This is a genomic window from Streptomyces sp. NPDC054863 (assembly GCF_053610825.1).
This window is the reverse complement of sequence record NZ_JBSGZD010000064.1, coordinates 1-17,585: the sequence shown is the minus strand read 5'-3', so window position 1 is coordinate 17,585 and position 17,585 is coordinate 1. Positions and strand designations below refer to the sequence as shown.

General features: G+C 72.3%; 14 protein-coding genes. 1 reads left to right on the top strand and 13 read right to left on the bottom strand.

Annotated elements, in window-relative coordinates; translation table 11 throughout:
• Positions 1–17 precede the first annotated feature (17 nt).
• The 9 genes from ACWGIG_RS14895 to ACWGIG_RS14855 form a co-directional block, all read right to left on the bottom strand.
• Positions 18–437, bottom strand: coding sequence for a Pycsar system effector family protein (locus ACWGIG_RS14895; protein ID WP_453321983.1), 420 nt, complete (start codon positions 435–437; stop codon positions 18–20).
• A gap of 515 nt (positions 438–952) precedes the next feature.
• The gene (locus ACWGIG_RS14890) at positions 953–2,938 is read right to left on the bottom strand and encodes a hypothetical protein (RefSeq protein WP_453321982.1); all 1,986 of its coding nucleotides are present in this window, start codon (positions 2,936–2,938) and stop codon (positions 953–955) included.
• Positions 2,935–5,385, bottom strand: coding sequence for a hypothetical protein (locus tag ACWGIG_RS14885; RefSeq protein WP_453321981.1), 2,451 nt, complete (start codon positions 5,383–5,385; stop codon positions 2,935–2,937). Before ACWGIG_RS14885 ends, ACWGIG_RS14890 begins: the two co-directional genes overlap by 4 nt.
• The gene (locus ACWGIG_RS14880; RefSeq protein WP_453321980.1) at positions 5,382–6,419 is read right to left on the bottom strand and encodes a hypothetical protein; all 1,038 of its coding nucleotides are present in this window, start codon (positions 6,417–6,419) and stop codon (positions 5,382–5,384) included. Before ACWGIG_RS14880 ends, ACWGIG_RS14885 begins: the two co-directional genes overlap by 4 nt.
• Positions 6,420–6,487: 68 nt before the next feature.
• The gene (locus ACWGIG_RS14875; protein ID WP_453321979.1) at positions 6,488–7,258 is read right to left on the bottom strand and encodes a Crp/Fnr family transcriptional regulator; all 771 of its coding nucleotides are present in this window, start codon (positions 7,256–7,258) and stop codon (positions 6,488–6,490) included.
• Positions 7,259–7,942: 684 nt separating this feature from the next.
• Positions 7,943–10,507 (bottom strand): polynucleotide kinase-phosphatase, encoded by a 2,565-nt coding sequence (locus ACWGIG_RS14870; RefSeq protein ID WP_453321978.1) that lies wholly within the window; start codon positions 10,505–10,507, stop codon positions 7,943–7,945.
• Positions 10,504–12,000: a 3' terminal RNA ribose 2'-O-methyltransferase Hen1 gene (locus ACWGIG_RS14865; RefSeq protein ID WP_453321977.1), complete on the bottom strand. Its 1,497-nt coding sequence runs from the start codon at positions 11,998–12,000 to the stop codon at positions 10,504–10,506. The genes ACWGIG_RS14870 and ACWGIG_RS14865 overlap by 4 nt, the downstream gene beginning before the upstream one ends.
• A gap of 93 nt (positions 12,001–12,093) precedes the next feature.
• On the bottom strand, positions 12,094–13,002 hold the full coding sequence (gene mmuM / locus ACWGIG_RS14860; RefSeq protein ID WP_453321976.1) for a homocysteine S-methyltransferase: 909 nt from the start codon (positions 13,000–13,002) through the stop codon (positions 12,094–12,096).
• A 143-nt stretch (positions 13,003–13,145) separates the two neighbouring features.
• The gene (locus ACWGIG_RS14855) at positions 13,146–14,069 is read right to left on the bottom strand and encodes an LLM class F420-dependent oxidoreductase (RefSeq protein ID WP_453321975.1); all 924 of its coding nucleotides are present in this window, start codon (positions 14,067–14,069) and stop codon (positions 13,146–13,148) included.
• A 246-nt stretch (positions 14,070–14,315) separates the two neighbouring features.
• Here ACWGIG_RS14855 and ACWGIG_RS14850 point away from each other — a divergent pair, with 246 nt between their 5' ends.
• The gene (locus ACWGIG_RS14850; RefSeq protein ID WP_453321974.1) at positions 14,316–14,573 is read left to right on the top strand and encodes a hypothetical protein; all 258 of its coding nucleotides are present in this window, start codon (positions 14,316–14,318) and stop codon (positions 14,571–14,573) included.
• Positions 14,574–14,584: 11 nt separating this feature from the next.
• On the opposite strand, the gene ACWGIG_RS14845 is transcribed toward ACWGIG_RS14850, so the two are convergent.
• The 4 genes from ACWGIG_RS14845 to ACWGIG_RS14830 all read right to left on the bottom strand — a co-directional run bounded on the left by ACWGIG_RS14845 (position 14,585) and on the right by ACWGIG_RS14830 (position 17,377).
• Complete coding sequence (locus ACWGIG_RS14845; RefSeq protein WP_453321973.1) at positions 14,585–15,121, bottom strand: DUF6099 family protein; 537 nt, start codon at positions 15,119–15,121, stop codon at positions 14,585–14,587.
• A gap of 121 nt (positions 15,122–15,242) precedes the next feature.
• Positions 15,243–15,617 (bottom strand): nucleotide pyrophosphohydrolase, encoded by a 375-nt coding sequence (locus ACWGIG_RS14840; RefSeq protein ID WP_453321991.1) that lies wholly within the window; start codon positions 15,615–15,617, stop codon positions 15,243–15,245.
• 68 nt (positions 15,618–15,685) lie between these two features.
• Positions 15,686–16,843 (bottom strand): AAA family ATPase, encoded by a 1,158-nt coding sequence (locus tag ACWGIG_RS14835; RefSeq protein WP_453321972.1) that lies wholly within the window; start codon positions 16,841–16,843, stop codon positions 15,686–15,688.
• Between the two features lie 147 nt (positions 16,844–16,990).
• Complete coding sequence (locus ACWGIG_RS14830; protein ID WP_453321971.1) at positions 16,991–17,377, bottom strand: cell division protein SepF; 387 nt, start codon at positions 17,375–17,377, stop codon at positions 16,991–16,993.
• Positions 17,378–17,585: the final 208 nt, after the last annotated feature.

The window sequence follows — 17,585 nt, the reverse complement described above, 5'->3', positions numbered from 1 at the left end:
GCTGATCCATCGTCTCGTCACCACATCTGGCCGATTACGGAGAGCAGCACGCCGAGGGTCAGAGAGCAGACCCCCGCGCGCAGCCAGCGGTACTTGGCGGTGAGCACCGCCCCGTGGACGGTCGCCTCACCGAGCATCCAGCGCACGACATCCGTGCCGGACGCGGTCAGCCGGTCCCGCAGCACGTCGGGCGGCACACCGACGCTCAGATCCCGCAGGAACGTGACGTCCGCACCTATCCGGGTACGCGGCAGCACCACGCCGATGAGCATCAACAGCCCCGCCAGCCACAGCAGCCCACCCGCCACCACCAGGCCGAGCGCCGCCCCCACGGGAACCACCGACCCGTCCCTGACCCACACCACGGCCAGGAAGGCCAGCCCTCCGGACAACAGAACCGCCGCCTTGGCATCGGCCCGCCCTATGTCCTCCCGCACGGAATCCAACAACCGCTCAGCAACGAACCGGGCACCGTCGACGGGCCCGGGGACCGTTCCTGGGGCAGGTGGCGAACCCGGGGCGGGGACCGGACCTGAGGCGGGGACCGTACCTGAGGCGGGGACCGCACCTGGAGCGGAGGCCGGGGCGGGGGCCGGAACCGCTCCTGAGGCCGGGGCCGGAGCCATACCCGGAGCCATACCCGGAGCCTGGCCCGGGGCCGAAGCCGAGGCCGGACCTGGGGCAGGGGCCGGGGCAGATCCCGGAGTTGAGGCAGGGGCCGGGGCAGAGCCCGCAGCCGGAACCGGAGTCATGCCTGAGGCAGGACTCACAGCCGGGACCGGGGCCGGGGCAGGAACCGGAGCAGGGCCCGTGGCAGGAGCCGGGACCGCGGAAGCGGTCCTCGGTGGTGGCGAGGACCGCGTCCCACGGCCTCCGTCACCAGCCCCTTCCGGGCCCGAGTTGGCCTCGGTGTCCGGCTGTTGGAGGCCCGCCGTGCGGTGCGGTTCGTTGTTCATTCTTCGTCCCAGTCGTCGAAGCCCGCACTCGGCCGGTAGGCATGGCCGTTGCCCCGGCCGCGGTCCGGGTCGCGGCGCGGGTCGCCCTCGCGGTCCCAGTCGTCGCGGCCCCAGTCGTCGCGCGCCCAGCCGTCGCCGTATCTGTCGTCCCGCGCCCAGCCTCGGCCCCGGCCGGTGTCGCCCGGGCCCGGGTCCGGGCCGTCCCGCCCGTCGCCACGGGCTCGGTCCCCGCCCCGGTCCCGCCATTCGCGTTCCCGCTCGCGCTCCCGCCGGTCCCGTTCGCGTTGCCGTTCCGCCGATGAGGCGACCCTGGTGGGCTCGTACACATGCGGACTAGGGCCGTCCGGCCCCTCCTCCTCCGGCCACTCGCTCTCCGGCGGCCCGGACGGCGGCGCGGACGGGGGCCCGGACGAGAGGCCGCCCCCCACGAAACCCTCTCCCAACTCCCGTGCGCCACGCCCGCGTTCACGGACCGGCGGGGCGGGGTCGTCCACCTCCCAGTACGGCCTCGCCGGTTCGGCGGGCCGCCGCCGACCGCCGCGACCCTCCAGTTCCCGGCCCTGCCCCTCGTCGTACTCCCCGTACTCTCTCGTGCCTCCGGGCCGGCCGTTCTCCAGGACCCGCCCGCCCCGACGTCCACCGCCCTGCGGCAGGATCGAGTCCGTCACCCCGCCGAGCACCCCGTCCGAGTTCTCCCGCAGGTACTGGAGCACCTCGTACATGTGGTCGCCGATGTCGTGCCGCTCCAGGTTCCCGGTGTCCAGCAGCTTGTGGAACAGTCCGATGAAGTCGGCCTGGCCCTCCCGTCGTTCACGACGGATCGCCTCGCGGATCTCCCACTGCTTCTCCGGGTTGGTGGCCATCTGGAACGCGATCTCCGCCGCGTCGCCCCGGTTCAGGAACCGCTGGAGTTCGGCGGCCTGCACCCGCACCGCATCCCGCTTGCGCGCGGCCCTGAGCCGTTCCCTCTCGTCCTCGGCCGCGTCCGTGTCCATGTCGAGGACGATGTCGTGCTTGGCCTGGACGCGCGTCTTGACCTCCTCGCTGAGGTCGATGAACACATGGACGCGGGTCGTCAGCCCGAGGTCCCGGCCGAGGGTGATGTGCCCCGCCTCCACCTCGGCCCTGACCGCGTCGTCGGCCCGGTGCGAATCGGTGAGCCGGAAGCGTCGCGACACGCTGCGCAGCCCCGCGAGGAGTTCGTCGCGCATCAACTCCCCCACGTCCCAGACGTTCTGGCGCACGACGGTGAGCGGCTCCCGCACCTCCCAGCGGACCCGCGCCGTCGCGTCGAAGAACGCCGCGTCGCCATTGGCGGGCAGCCGCAGATCGAAGGAGGTGACGTGCACCCCGAGCAGCACTTCGAAGATGGTGTACGGCGAAACCAGCCACGGCTTGCGGACGTCCTCGCGGCGGTCGGGCCACACGATGCTGTGGCCGCCGTTGTTGTAGAGCATGACGGCTGCGATCTGGCCGCTCCTGCGCACGTACGGCGGCCCGTACTCGCCGATCAGCGGGCCGAGGGGCTGCTGGTCCTGCCCCTCGGCCCGCGCCGACCCTGGACCCCGGCCCCGCGCCGACGCGTCCGCCCGGCCCTGCCGCATCCCGCGGCCCCGCCCATCGTCCCAGTCCTGGTCACGGCCCTGATCCCGGTCCTGGTCCTGCTCCCGGCCCGGCCCCTGACCGGGCCGGCGCCCCGGGCCCAACTGCTCCGCCCGCGCCCGCTCCTCCCGGTCCCCCCGGTCCGCCCGGTCCATCCGCGCCTCCCGCTCCGCCCCGTCCCCGCGCTCGCCCCTCAGCCAGGGCCTCTCGTGCCCCTGCTGCCCCTGCTGTTCCTGCGGTCTCGGCCGCTCCTGCCGCCTCGGCCCGCCCTGCTGCGCCCGCTGCCCCCGCCCTTCCTGCCGTCCCGGCTGCCCCAGCCGCCCCGACCACTCCTCGTCGTCCCGGTCCTCCCGGTCCGCCCGCCCCTCCCTGTCCGTCATCCCTCGGTCCCCTCTCCCACTGCGTTCCACATCCGGTGGGCCGCCGCCTTGTCCAGCGGGTCACCGGGATCCCGTACGAGCCGGTCCAACAGGTGTCTCAGCCGCTCGCGGTCCCGGTGGTCGACGACGAGCAGCGGCAGGAACCGGCAGACCAGGCGCAGCTGTTCGGCGTCGTCCGCCGCCCGGCGCAGCCAGCTGCCCAGCCCGTCCAGCGCGGCCTCGCCCGACCGGGCGGTGACCAGCGTGTGCCGGATCAGGTCCGCGAGCCTGCGCGCCAGCTCGGGCCGCGTCAGCAGCAGCGCGGCGATCAGCGGCTTGGAGCCGTGCCGCTCCATGTCCGCGTCCTCGTGCAGCCCCCAGAGGTACGTGGCCCTGGTCTGCAACGCCCGGATCACCGCGAGCAGTACGAGGTTGGCCAGGTCCCGGCGGTCCTCGCGCAGCCAGCCGCCGAGCCGTTCGACGACCAGGGCGGGTTCGGCTCCGGCCAGCAGCCGGGTCACGCTGAAGGACGCGGTGACGAGTTCGTCCAGGTTCACTTCCTCCTGCCGCACCACCTTGGCCAGTTCGTCGAGCGACACGCCGACGGGGCCCGCCGCCATGCCGTACCCGTGCGTCAGGAGCACGGTCGTCCGCAGGGACACGTCGCCGCTCTTCGCCCACTCCTTGAGCAGCGCGCGGGCCGCCGGGCGCACCGAAGGCTCGCGGGTCGCCTGGGCCAGGGCGGTCGCCGCGGCCATCTGGAGGGTCGGGCTGTCCAGTGCGGCCATGGGGCGGAGCAGCTCCCCGGTCCCGTACACCCAGTCCCAGGAGCACAGCACTCCGGCGGCGATGGACGCCCGTACCCACAACTGCGGGCGCGGGTCGTCGCACAGTGCGCGCAGCCAGCGCGACAGCGGCCCGCGCACGTTGTGGTAGCCGTGCCACACCTCGTGGAGCACGGCGGGGGCCAGGCCCCGCCCCTGGAAGCGGACGGCCCGCATCGGCACCTTGGCGTCGCCGAGGTCGAACTCGCCGTCCTCGACGACGGCCCGCGCCAGGGCCGGCCGGTCCTGGTCGTGCTCGGCGAACAACCGTCTCCCCACGGCCTGTTCGGGGTCGAGGGTCATGGCCAGTTCCCAGGCAAGCTGCTCGCCCGCCTCCGCCGTGAGGCTGTACGAAGAACCGTTGAACACCGCGACCGCGATACGGAAGGCAGTGGCGTCGAGCACCGGCAGGGCCGCCGGAAGCGTGCCGGGACGGTCGGCGTCGGCGAACCAGGAGCGCGCCTGCGCCCGTACGAACTCCGCACACCCGAGGATCAACTGATCTTCCGTCAGCTCACCTGCCACCCGGTGGGCCAGCTGTTCCGCGATGCGCGCGGCCTCCCTGGGCCGCAGCTCGTCCAGCCCGAGCGCGTCCTTGGTCTCCGGCCTCTCGAAGAGCCGCTGCGCCTCCCGCAGAGCACCCTCGGGTGCCTCCTTGAGCAGTACGCGCAGGTGGCGCTGGAGCACCTCCCCGGTACGCGGCGGGCGGCACGGCAACCCGTACCGGCCGCGCAGGAACTGCCCCGCCAGCTCCCCGCCCCCGGCCAGCACGACGGCGTACGCCTTGGACTCGGCGAGCAGCCCGCTCAGCCGGTCGAGGTGCAGCCCGGTGGGGCGCCCGGCGTCCCGCCCGTACGCACCGCCCCGCCGCGCGCCACGACGCGGTTCCCTCTCGAACTCGTATCCGTACGAAGATTGTTGACGTCCGTCGTCCGGGGGGAGTTCGAGCAGGTACCCGTGCCCCTCCTTGAGGTCCGACGCCTCGATGCGGTGCAGCGGGATGCCGGGGTCCAGCCGGTGGACCCGGTCCTGGGTGAGCTCGGAGAGAAGGGCGAGCGCGGTGGCCGTGCGACCGCTTCCCGGCTCGCCGCAGAGCACCAGGAGGTGGCAGGCCCGCAGCAGTTCCTTCATCCGCTGGTAACCGGCCGCCTCGCAGTAGACGTCCGCGAGCCGGCCCAGCTCCTCCCTCGGCACGGGCCCGGCGACCATGGCGCTGCCTGCCGCGCCGGGCCCGTACTGGTTGAAGATGGTGCTGCCCTGGACGACGACGCTGTCGCCGACGGTCGCGAAGTGGCTCCCGGCAGGCCCGCGCAGGGCGAAGTTCTGCAGCGCGGCATGGGCCGTCCCCGACCCGCCGGTGCCTCCGGCCCCGCCGAGCGGGCCCCGCCCCGCCTGGTCGAACGGGCTGGCCTCGACCTTCTGCCCGTCCCCTTCACCGCCGCCCTCGCCGTCGGCGTTACCGGCCTGCCCGTCCCCCGACCCCTTGCCGCCGCGCCCGCCCTTGTCACCGCCACGCGCACCTTTGTCACCGCCACGCGCACCCTTGTCGCCGCCGCCCGCGCCCTCCCGGCCGGACCCGGCCGCCTGCCCCGCCTCGGCACCGCCGCCGGGCTCGGGCGACGCCCCCTCGTCGGACTCGCTCACACGCCGCTCCGGGGGGTGTCGTCGGCGGAGGCGGATTCGGCGAGGGCCGCCGCCCCGAATCCGTCGCCCTCGCCACCGTCCGGCTCCGGCTCCGGCATCGGTTCTGGCACCGGCACCGGTTCTGGCTGCGACTCCCGATCCGGCATCGACTCCCGATCCGGCTCCGGCTCCCGTGACCGCTCCCCCTCCTTGCGGAAGCCCGTGAAGCCCCCGTGGATCGTGCTGCCTGTCACGCTGAAGATGTCCTGGCCCGCGTGGAACTCCTGTCTTCCCAGCCAGACTTGGGGGCCGCTCGCGCCGGGCGGCGGTGGGCCGCCCCCCTCCCGCGGCCCACCGTCGCGTCCGGGCTCCGCGGCCTGCTTCGCCGCGGTCGAACCCCGGGACGAGGCCATCGCCTCCATGGGCGGTGCCTCCAGCCCCGGGACATGGAACCAGGCGGTCTCGTCGGTCTCCTTCGCACGGACACGACCGCTCCGATACTGCTGCGGCTCGATGTACCGGCCGCCGTCGGCCACCACGTTCGCGTAGAGCCAGTCGGAGACGACGAGCATCAGGCCGGACTCCGGCGCCGCCTCGATGACCCGCTTCGCGGTGTCGCTGTCGCACAGCCGGCAGGTCAGGTCGACGGCTCTGCCCACGAGCCCCCGCCCGTCGTCCAGTACCGGACCGACGTGCATCCCCACCCGCATCCGCAACCGGTCCGACCTGCCGCGATTGTGCTCCCGCAGGTTCTCGTAGAGAGTGCTGAGCCAGCGCCCGACCATGAGGGACGGGGGCACGTCAGCGGGCAGCGCGGCCAGGATCCCGTCGCCCCGGTCCTCCTGGTGGAGCCTGCCGGACGGTACCCCGACGACCTCGAACGCCTCCCCGAACGCCGCGTACATCGCCGCCCGCATCTGCTTCTTCGTCTCCAGGCCCATCGATCCGGATCCGCAGGCGTCGCCGAAGACCACGAGCCGGTTGACCGCCGCCGGCTGCGCTTCCGGGCCGCCGGGTCCCGCCCCGTTCGCCGCCGCGCCTGTCGATCCGTACACCGTCGCCTCCTGCGTCCTCGTCCGCCGGTTTCACTCTCGTACCGTCCGCCACCGCGCGATGTAGCCGTTTACACATCCGGTCCGCCTTTCTCCCCGGGCCCCGGGCCGGGACCCGGCCCCGGCCGGGATCCTGGCCCGCCGCGCGGGGGCGGCCCGGCCCTGCCCTGCGCCAGGAGGAGAAGCAACTCCATGTCGGTCACGGTCACCCGCCGATTTCCGGTGTGTACGACGTCCTGCTCGCGCAGCAGCCGCAATGCCTTGGCCACCGCCTCCCTGGTGGCACCCACCGCGGAGGCCAAGTCGTGCTGGGGAAGGGGAAGTTCGACGACCACAGCGCCGTCCGCGCCGATCCGCCCGGCCCGCTGTGCGAGTTCGAGGAGCCGTACGGCGAGACGGCGCAGGACCGTCTCCGAGGCGAGCGAACGCCGCTCGCTGTCCGCGCTGCGCAGTCGCGCACTGAACTGCCGCATGATCAGCGCGGTGGCGTGCGGCCGCGCGGAGAGGAAGTGCCGGAACCTCTCCCCGCTGATGGAGGTCGCCTCGACGGGACCGAGCGCGGTCACGGTCGCACTGCGTGGCCCCTGGTCGACAGCGGCGAGGTCCCCCACGACCTCACCGGCCCCACGGAGCGCAAGGATGAGGCGGGCGCCGCGCTCGGTGGAGACGGAGACGACGGACCACCCGCTACGCACGGCGAGGACGAAGGTGCCGGTGTCGCGCTCCTGGAGCATGACCTGCCCCGGTTCGTACGAACGCGGTACTCCGAGGGCGAGCAGACTCTCCCGGTCCTGCCGCACGAGCGCGTCGAGAAAGGGACGGCCCTGCCCGAACAGACTCATCGCCTCGCCCCCGATGGCGCCTCGGACGCGACGTGATGACGATGCGTCAAGCTGAGAGGAAAGGAAGACTAGGCACCCGCCACACCCGAGTCAAGAACGATCAACTCCCCTTTCGCAAAAGCCAAGTTGATGATCACAGGGATCGAAATGGCATGCGATGCAGCCGGATACTCGAACCCGCGCACGACCCCCGCGGTGCACACCGGCAGCGGCACACCTGCCCCACGGACCCCACCCATCCGGAAACGGCCAAGGGCTCCGGCCCGCCCCGAATCGGGCGAGTCCCGGCCCGCCCCGAAACTGAGACCCGGGCTCGACCGGACACGGCCGAGACCCCCGCTCGCCGAGGACAGCGGGAACCCCGGCCCGCCCCGAGACGGCCGATGCCCTGGTCCGCCCGAGAACGACAGGGCCCCGCCCGCCCGGAAACAGCCGAGGCCGCAGCCTTCTCGGCTACGGCCTCGGTCCGTCGGCATACCCTGCAACCGGCCTTGCGATCACACCCAGTGATCACACCCGGCACCACTCAAGGTCGGCGCCACTCGGGGTCGGCGCCACTCGGGGTCGGCGCCACTCGGGGTCGGCGCCACTCGGGGTCGGCCCCATTCAGGTCGGCGCCGCTCAGTTCGGCAGCCCTCAGAGCCGACGCCACCCAGAGTCGACGCCGCTCAGGGACGGCACCCCTCAGAGCCGGGGGTCCACCGGCTCCGACTCCAGTGCCAGCACCGCGAACACCGCTTCGTGCACCCGCCACAGCGGCTCGCCCCCGGCCAGCCGTTCCAGGGCCTCAAGCCCCAGCGCGTACTCCCGCAGCGCCAGCGAACGCTTGTGCCCGAGGAACCGCTGACGCAGCTTCTCCAGCTGTTCCGGCCGGGTGTACTCGGGACCGTAGATGATCCGCAGGTACTCGCGACCGCGCACCTTGATGCCCGGCTGCACGAGACGGCCCTTGCTGTCCCGCACCAGCGCCTGCAGCGGCTTGACGACCATGCCCTCGCCACCCCTGCTGGTCATCTCCAGCCACCAGTCGACACCCGACCGCACCGACGCCTCGTCGCCCGTGTCGACGACCAGTCGGCGGGTGGTCCGGAGCAGCCCGGTCGGGTCGTGCTCCACCAGCCGGTCCAGCCAGGCGAGTTGCCGGTCGTGCGGTACGCCCGCGAGCGAGCGCCCCTGCACGGCGAGCAGCTGGAAGGGGGCCAGCCGCACCCCGTCCAGGCCCTCGGTCGGCCAGCAGTACCGCCGGTAGGCCTCCGTGAACAGGCCTGCGTCCGCCGCCCGTTCGCGCTGCCGCACCAGCAAATCGTCCGCGCCTTCGACACCACGCGCCGCGGCGGCATCCAGAGCGGCGAGCGCTCCCGGGAAGACGGCCCCCGACGCCGCGCCGACGGCGGCGTACTGCTGCCGCAGCAGCCCGGACGCCTTGAGCGACCAGGGCATCAGTTCGGCGTCGAGCAGCAGCCAGTCGCTGTCGAGCTCGTCCCAGAGCCCGGCCTCGCCCACCGCGGTGCGCAGCCGGTCCAGCACCAGCTCGCCGACCGCCTCGTCGTTGAAGAACGGCCGCCCGGTACGGGTGTGCACGACCCCGGTGGGTCCGTCCACTCCGAACCGCTCCCGTGCCACCCGCGCGTCGCGGCACACCAGCACCACGGCCCGCGAACCCATGTGCTTCTCCTCGCACACGACCTTCGCGACCCCGTCCGACCGGTACTGCGCGAACGCCTCGGCCGGGTGCTCCAAGTAGCCCTCGACCCGGGACGTCCCCGTCGGCGCCATCGTCGGCGGCAGGTACATCAGCAGCTGCGGGTCGACGGCGAACCGGCTCATCACTTCGAGCGCCGCCGCAGCGTTCTCCTCACGGACCGACACGCGTCCGTGCTCGCCGGTCTCCACGATCCGTCGCCCGGCGACGTCGCCGAGGTCCAGGGGACGCCCGTCGTGCCCGCCGGGCGCCTCGGTGAGCAGCGGCTTGACCGGCTCGTACCAGACCTTCTCGGCCGGTACGTCGACGAGCTCGCGCTCGGGCCAGCGCAGCGCGGTCATCTTCCCGCCGAACACGGCGCCGGTGTCGAGGCAGAGTGTGTTGTTGATCCACGAGGTGTTGGGTACGGGCGTGTGTCCGTACACGACGGCCGCACGGCCGCGGTACTCCTCCGCCCACGGGTAGCGCACGGGCAGCCCGAACTCGTCGGTCTCACCGGTGGTGTCCCCGTACAGCGCGTGGGAGCGGACGCGTCCGGACGTACGCCCGTGGTACTTCTCGGGCAGCCCGGCGTGACAGACGACGAGCTTGCCGCCGTCGAGGACGTAGTGGCTGACGAGGCCGTCGATGAAGACCTTCACCTGCTCCTTGAAGCCATCCTCCTCCTTGTCCAACTGCTCAATGGTTTCCGCGAGTCCGTGGGTGTGCTGGACGTTCCTTCCCTTGAGCCAACGTCCGAGCTTGTTCTCGTGGTTCCCGGGCACGCACAGCGCGTTTCCGGAGGCGACCATTCCCATGACCAGGCGCAGTACGCCGGGGCTGTCCGGGCCGCGGTCGACGAGGTCGCCGACGAAGACGGCCGTCCGTCCTTCCGGGTGCGCCCCGTCGACGTATCCCAGCTTCCCCAGCAGCGTCTCCAGTTCGGAGCGGCAGCCGTGGATGTCACCGATGATGTCGAAGGGGCCGGTGAGGTGGGTGAGGTCGTTGTAGCGCTTCTCCAGGACGATCTCGGCCGCCTCGACCTCCTCGACGCCGCGCAGGACGTGCACCTTGCGGAACCCCTCGCGCTCCAGTCCGCGCAGCGAGCGGCGCAGTTCGCGCTGGTGCCGCTGGATGACGTGTCGGGGCATGCCCGCCCGGTCGGGGCGCTCGGCGTTGCGGGCCGCGCACACCTCCTCGGGCAGGTCGAGGACGATCGCGATCGGCAGGACGTCGTACTTCCTGGCGAGCTGGACGAGCTGCTTGCGGCTCTCCGACTGGACGTTGGTGGCGTCGACGACGGTCAGCCGGCCGGCTTCGAGGCGCTTGCCCGCGATGTAGTGCAGCACGTCGAAGGCGTCGCGGCTCGCGCTCTGGTCGTTCTCGTCGTCGGCGACCAGGCCGCGGCAGAAGTCCGAGGAGATGACCTCGGTGGGCCGGAAGTGCCTGCGCGCGAAGGTGGACTTGCCGGAGCCGGTGGCTCCGACCAGTACCACGAGGGACAGGTCGGTCACGGGCAGCCTGCGCGGTGCGGTGGTGCCCGGTGCTGCTTCGGTGGTGCTGCTCATGCGACCTTCGCCTCCTTCACGTTCTCGGTGCTCGACCCGTTCGGCAGTGACATCGTGAAGACCGCCATCTGCGTGGGCGGCCCCACCTCCGGGTCGTCCGGTCCCACGGGCACGAACTCGACGCCGTACCCGTGCCGTTCGGCCACCGCACCCGCCCAGTCGCGGAACTCTTCCCGCGTCCATTCGAAGCGGTGGTCGCCGTGCCGCACGTGCCCGGCGGGCAGGGCCTCCCAGCGCACGTTGTACTCGACGTTCGGCGTGGTCACGACCACCGTCCGGGGTCGCGCCGAGCCGAACACGGCGTATTCCAGGGCCGGCAGCCGCGGCAGGTCCAGGTGCTCGATCACCTCGCTCAGCACGGCGGCGTCGTACCCGGCCAGCCGCTTGTCGGTGTACGTCAGCGATCCCTGGAGCAGCGAGACCCGCTCGGCCTGCCGCTCGCCCATCCGGTCCAGCTTGAGCCTGCGCGAGGCGATGGTCAGCGCGCGCACGGACACGTCGACACCGACGATCTCGGTGAACTTGACGTCCTTGAGCAACTCCTGCACCAACTGTCCCTGCCCGCAGCCGAGGTCGAGCACCCGGCAGGACCCGGCCGCGTGGAGCGCCCCGAGGATCGCCTCCCGGCGCTGCACGGCGAGCGGCGTCGGCCGCTCCTCCGTCTCGGTCTCCTCCGCCACCGCGTTGTCGATCTCCTCGACCACGATGTCGTCGGCGTCCGCGAGCCGCGCCAGGCTTTGAGCGGACACAGCCAGCCTCTCAGTGGCCTGCCGGGTCAGCCCCCAGCGCCGCGACAGGTACCGGCTGGTGATCAGCTTCTGTTCGGGGTGCTGCGGCAGCCAGCCCTCGCCGGCCCGCAGCAGCTTGTCGACCTCGTCGGGCGAGACCCAGTAGTGCTTGGCGTCGTCGAGCACCGGCAGCAGTACGTAGAGGTGCCGCAGCGCATCGGCCAGCCGCAGCTCCCCCTCCAGCACCAGCTGTACGTAACGCGAGTCGCCCCACTCCGGGAACTGGGCGTCCAGCGCCACGGGCACCGCCTCCACCGTGCTCCAGCCCAGCGGTGCGAACAGCTTCTCCACCAGTGCGGCGCCCCCGCGCGCGGGCAGCGCCGGGACTTCGATACGCAGCGGCAGCGGCTCGGCGGCCCGCTCCGGGCGGGCGTGGCACACGCCGTGCAGGGCGCTCTTGAAGACGGTGCTCAGTGCCACGGCCAGCAGCGAGGAGGCCGCGTAGGGGCGGTCGTTGACGTACTGCGCGAGCGCGGCGTCGGGTGAGCCCCCGCGCCCCTTGCCCTTGCCGCGCCGGACCAGCGCCACCGGATCCACCTCAAGGAGGAGCGCGGCCGTGCAGCGCTCGGCGGTCGCCTCGGGGTAGACGACGTGGGCCGTGCCGTGAGAGGTGGAGAACGTCTGCTTCCGCTCGGGATGCTTGTGCAGCAGAAATCCGAGGTCGGTCGCCGGGCGTTCCTGGGTGCCGGTGGTACTGATCGTCATGAACACGCGTCCGAGTATCGTCCGATTCGCCCACTCCGACCATGGGTTTTCCAGAAGGAGGCCCGGCTCCCGAATCTCCAGGACCCCTGCGGCTCAGCGGCGGGAACCCACGCCCGCCGCCAGCCCGGCGATCTGCTCGGGTCCGACCCGGCAGCAGCCTCCGACCAGCCGTGCCCCGGCCGTCTGCCAGCCCTGCACCCGGCCGGGGTCGAAGGTGCCGGCCCCGGTCCAGCCGCGCCCGGCCGCGTCCCACTCCTCGCCACTGTTCGGGTAGACGACGACCGGCTTCCCGGTGACCTCGGCCGCGATCTCCACCGCCCGGTCCACGTCGCCGGGTTCACAGCAGTTCACCCCGACCGCGACCACCTGGTCGTTCCCCGCGGCGAGGGCGAACGCGTCGGCCAGCGGCTGTCCGGCCCTGGTCCGCTCCCCCGCGATGCTGTACGTCAGCCAGACGGGCAGCCCGCACCCTTCGGCCGCCCGCAGCAGCGCCTCGGCCTCGTCGGCGTCCGGCACCGTCTCCAGTGCGAGCACATCGGGCCCGGCCCCGGCCAGGGTCTCGATCCGGGGCCGGTGGAAACGCTCCAGCTCCCGCACCGACAGCCCGTAGCGCCCCCGGTACTCGCTGCCGTCGGCGAGCATCGCCCCGTACGGCCCGACCGAGGCGGCCACCCACACCGGCCTCGGCCCGGCCTCGGCCGCCGCACGCGCCAGCTCCACACTGCGGGCCAGCAACCCGGCCGCCTCCACCCGACCGGCGCCCCGCGCGGCGAACCCCTCGTACGTCGCCTGGTAGCTGGAGGTGATGAGCACCTGGGCGCCCGCCCGCACATACGCCGCGTGCGCCGCCCGGATCTGCTCCGGGTCGTCGGCGAGCAACCGCGCCGACCAGAGCGCGTCGGACAAGTCGCAGCCCTGCGACTCCAGTTGGTTGGACAACCCGCCGTCGAGGACGAGAGTCCCCTCGGCGAGCACAGCGGCGAGCGGGCGGACGGACTGCACGACGACTCCTGAACAACACACGAAGGGACGGGACGAGACCTGCACGATCCGGCTCAGCCAGGCCTGACCTGGCTCGACTCGGCTCGGTTCAGATCAGCTCGGCTCGACTCGGTTCAGCTCGGCTCGACTCAGCTCAGCTCGACTCAGCTCAACTGGGACAGCACCTGCGAGGAGATCAGATCAAGGTGATCGAGGTCGTCCAGGTCCAGCATCTGGAGATAGACCCTGGACGATCCGATCGCCTCGAACTGTCCGATCCGGTCCACCACTTCGGCGGGCGAGCCCGCCAGTCCGTTCGCCCTGAGGTCGTCCACCTCCCGTCCGACGGCCGCCGCCCGGCGCGCCACCTCCGCGTCGTTCTTGCCCACGCACGCCACCAGCGCGTTGGAGTACACCAGGTCGCCCGACTTCCGTCCGGCCTGCTCCGCCGCGGCCCTGACCCTGCCGAACTGCCGCGCCGTGTCGTCCAGCGAGGCGAACGGGATGTTGAACTCGTCGGCGTACTGAGCGGCGAGCCTCGGCGTGCGGACGGCCCCGTGGCCTCCGATCAGCACCGGCACCTTGCGCTGGGCCGGCTTGGGCAGCGCCGGTGAGTCCGCCAGCTGGTAGTACGTCCCGTCATAGCTGAAGGTCTTGCCCACCTCCGTCTCCCAGAGCCCCGTGACGATGGCCAGCTGCTCCTCCAGCCTGCCGAACTTCTCCTTCGGGAAGGGGATTCCGTACGCCTTGTGCTCCTCCTCGAACCACCCGGCCCCCAGGCCCAGTTCGATGCGCCCGCCCGACATCTGGTCGACCTGCGCGACCTGAATGGCCAGCACCCCGGGGAGCCGGAACGTGCCCGCGGTCATCAGCGTCCCCAGCCGGATCCGCTCGGTCTCCCGGGCGAGCCCGGCCAGTGTGATCCAGGCGTCGGTCGGCCCGGGCAGCCCGTCGGCGGTACCCATGCTCAGATAGTGGTCCGACCGGAAGAAGGCGTCAAAGCCCAGCGCCTCGGTGGCCTTCGCCACGGTCAGCAGTTTCTCGTAGCTCGCGCCCTGCTGGGGCTCGGTGAAGATTCGAAGATCCATGCCTCCATCCTGCACCTTCGAATTGTCGTCAACCCCGCTGACCTCGCCTGTCCCGCCTCTGCCCGGTCGGGTGAAAACTCGTCATCGTGGGGGTCCTCGCACTGCCGTGCCAGTGACCGGCGCCCGAGGCGCTCGTTTCCTCGGGCGGAGCCGGACAGCCCGGCCCTCGCGCCGACGACCGCTGCCGGGGCGTTGACCGCAACACCGCCCTCCCCCACCGGGAGGGCCTGGGCCGAGGAGGCCGCCATGTCCCAGGAAGCCGTGCCTGAACAGACCGCGTCCGCACATCCGGTACAGCAGTCCGTACCGGCCCAGCAGGCCGCCCCGAAGGGCCTGTTGCAGCAGATGGAGGAACTGATGGCGGCGCTGACCGCCGATCTCTCGCAGCTCGACGCCGATCTGCAGACCACGGGCGACCGCCCGCCGCCCCCCGGCACCACCGGCATTCAGGAGGGTCACCGCGAAAGCCACGACGGCGGCGGCGACCGCGACCGGTCCTCCTGACCGGAGCAGGGTCATGACGACCCCGCCGCCGAGTCGTGGGCGGCGCCCTGCAGCCTGCTGTGCTCCCACACCGTGAGCCGGCGCAGCAGTCCGCGCACCCGGTCGTTCGACTCGTCGGCGGCGTCGATCGCCTCGATGGTCTGCCAGTAGAATCCTTCCTCGTCCGCGGCACAGGCCACCCCGACGAGTGCGATCCCCACCTCCCCCAGCAGGCCACCCAGTCCCACCAACGCCCCGCGCGCATCGGCGACTTCGGCGAGCTGCGCGGCCCTCGGGCGGAGTTCGGGCGGCTGCCCGGCCCGAAATCCCGGCACGGACGCCCCGCCGACGCACAGGGTCGACCAGTCGACCGTCCCGCAGCCCCTGCCGCCGGCCTCGCAGAGCCCCTGTGCCTCGCCCCGCAGTTCCGGCGGGCCCTTCATCGCCAGCATCCCGCCGATGGCCTGGGTCAGCGCCTGCGCCTGCCAGGCCTCTGTCAGGATGTCCAGCGGCGCCTGGCTCTGCGCCAGCGCGTGTCTGCCGACCCGAATGAGTCTCACCGCGTCCATCAGCGACCCCCGTTGCCGTCCCGCTCACTCTCTGTCCACTACCCAGAGTGAGGGGAAGGGGCCAGGAAAACCAGGGCTATGCGGAAATCTGTGGACACAAAAGGGGTTGTGGATATTGCCGTCACTCCGAAGAGTGACGGATCTCCTTTTCTGCGGCTTCCGGACCCGCACCTTCCGAAACCCCGGATCCCGGTACGGGAAAGCGCAGTTCGTTCCGCTCGATCTTGGCGGCCAGCGCCGCCAGCGGGTCGATCCCCAGCACTTCGCAGAACTGCAGCAGGTAGGCCAGTACGTCCGCGACCTCGTCGGTCACCCGGTGCGCGGAGTCCGGCTTCTCCATCACGCGGCCGGACTCCTCCGGTGTCAACCACTGGAAGATCTCCACCAGTTCGGACGCCTCCACGCTGAGCGCGGCCACCAGGTTCTTGGGCGTGTGGTACTGCTCCCAGTCCCGCGCCGCGGCGAACGCGGCCAGCCGGCGCTGGAGCTCCGCCACCTGGCCCACCGCCACCTCGGGTTCCGTACCGTCCACGCCCGCCACCGTTCTCGAATCGTCTCTCACGGCTACAGGTCTACCACCGCCGCACCTGCGACTTCACGCACGCACGAGGCGTCCGTGACCGTACCGAGCACTCTGATGTGTCCCCGCCCGCACATCCTCCCGGCCAGCTCTCCCAGCGCCCTCGCCTGCCGCCGGTCCAGCCCCCGGTCGAAGCCGTCGGCCAGCACCGCGAGCGCCTGGTGCGCGTCCGGCACCTCGGCCACGCACTCCATGTCCAGCACCCTCGGCCCGGTCAGCAGCACCAGCGCGAGCGCCAGGTACCTCAGCTCGCCCTCGCCCAGCCGCCCGAGGGGCGTCGCTCCCCGCGCACCCCGGCCGAGCACCGCCCGTACCGTGCCGTCGTCCAGGTCCTCCGCCGTCAGGTTCTCGACGGGACCGGCGCACCCCTCCCGTGCCGCCGCGACGAGTGCCGTGTGGCGTCGCGCGCACTCGTTTCCGGTACGCCGCAGCACCGCCGCGAGATTGTCGCAGCCGCGCCGCAGCAGCCCCTCGCCGACCGCCACCGGCGCGCGCATCCGCTGCGGCTGCGGATCGCAGACGTACGCCGACCGCAGCGCGACGAGGACCTGCTCGGCCGCGGCCAGCACCCGCAGCTCTCCTTCCGTCCGGCCCGCCACCCGCAGTGGCAGCAGCGCCGTCCCCAGCCGGTCGTCCGGCAGCGGCGCGCGCGTCACGGGCGCGGCACCCGCCGTGTACCAGGCCGCCTGGACCGTGCTCCGCCTCGGGTCGCGCCCCACGGTGGTCAGGAGTTCCTGCCCCTCGCACGTCAAACGTTCGCTGACGATCCTGAGTTCCGGCTCCGCCTGGACCGCGAGGTCGAGATGTACGGGACCGGCCGGGCCGTCGGCCGTGCAGCCGATGCGGAATCCGCGGCGCCCCTGCCCGTCGGCGGCCACCCGCTCCGGCACGCAGTCGGCCGGTTCGGGAAACACCTCTCCGAGTTCATCGCCCGCCCCCAGCCCGGTCAGCGCCTCGTACACGCGCAGCACGGTCGACTTGCCGCTCCCGCTCGGCCCCGCGAGGAAGGTCAGCGGACCGAGCGGGAAGACCGCCCCGCGGTGCGGACCGAAGGCCGAGAGCCGCAGTTCGGTGAGCTCGGGGCGGTGCGGGCGTACGGAGGAGGAAGGAACGGGAGGCCGGGCGAGCGAAGGCACAGTCATGATGCGGACGCTATGCGTCCGCATCACTGACGAACCGTTACGCCTGCTCAGCCTTCCCACGATCGAGGGACAGCCGCCGTGATCTTCCTACGACCGGGGGCGGCCACCACGGCCCTCCTGCGACCGGGGACAGCCACCGCGGCCCGTCTACCGGTGGCCGACCGCCGCCTCCGCACCCTCGACCTCCATGCCGACCGGCGCGAGCAGGAAAACGTTCCGGTCGACCCGGTGCATCCCGCTGCCGAGCCCGAAGACCACACCGCTGCTGAAGTCCAGGATCCGCTTGGCGACATCGGTCTCCGCGCTGGTCAGGTCCAGCAGCACCGGAATCTGCGCGATCAGGTACTCCGCGACCTCCCGGGCGTCCGAGAAGATCTGTACCCGCAGGACGATCATCCGCCGCTGCTCCGCCGCTTCGTACTCCTGCGGCATCGTGCGGTGATCGGTCCTGGACGGCCATTCGTTGCGGCTGCGCAGCGGTACGACCTGGGCGAGCCCGTCCCACTGCTCGTCGGTGACGTCATACCTGCTCACCGGACCACCCCACCCACGTGCTGTATCTGCATCCGCCAAGTCTGACGCACCCTCACCCGTACGGCCTACCAGCGACACGGTACAGAGGAAGATCGGCCGCATATTTTCCGCCACACCCTCCGCCCGGCACAGTATTCGGCGCCCCGGCCTCCGCCCGGCACTGCCCTCGCCGCCACAGCAGTACGTCCGGTGCCGCGGACCGCGGCAC

Bases quoted from the DNA above. Each gene is read 5' to 3' on its own strand.
- ACWGIG_RS14890 (WP_453321982.1), bottom strand. From the start codon at position 2,938: ATGACGGACAGGGAGGGGCGGGCGGACCGGGAGGACCGGGACGACGAG.
- ACWGIG_RS14875 (WP_453321979.1), bottom strand. From the start codon at position 7,258: ATGAGTCTGTTCGGGCAGGGCCGTCCCTTTCTCGACGCGCTCGTGCGG.
- ACWGIG_RS14870 (WP_453321978.1), bottom strand. From the start codon at position 10,507: ATGAGCAGCACCACCGAAGCAGCACCGGGCACCACCGCACCGCGCAGG.
- ACWGIG_RS14865 (WP_453321977.1), bottom strand. From the start codon at position 12,000: ATGACGATCAGTACCACCGGCACCCAGGAACGCCCGGCGACCGACCTC.
- ACWGIG_RS14855 (WP_453321975.1), bottom strand. From the start codon at position 14,069: ATGGATCTTCGAATCTTCACCGAGCCCCAGCAGGGCGCGAGCTACGAG.
- ACWGIG_RS14850 (WP_453321974.1), top strand. From the start codon at position 14,316: ATGTCCCAGGAAGCCGTGCCTGAACAGACCGCGTCCGCACATCCGGTA.
- ACWGIG_RS14845 (WP_453321973.1), bottom strand. From the start codon at position 15,121: ATGGACGCGGTGAGACTCATTCGGGTCGGCAGACACGCGCTGGCGCAG.
- ACWGIG_RS14835 (WP_453321972.1), bottom strand. From the start codon at position 16,843: ATGACTGTGCCTTCGCTCGCCCGGCCTCCCGTTCCTTCCTCCTCCGTA.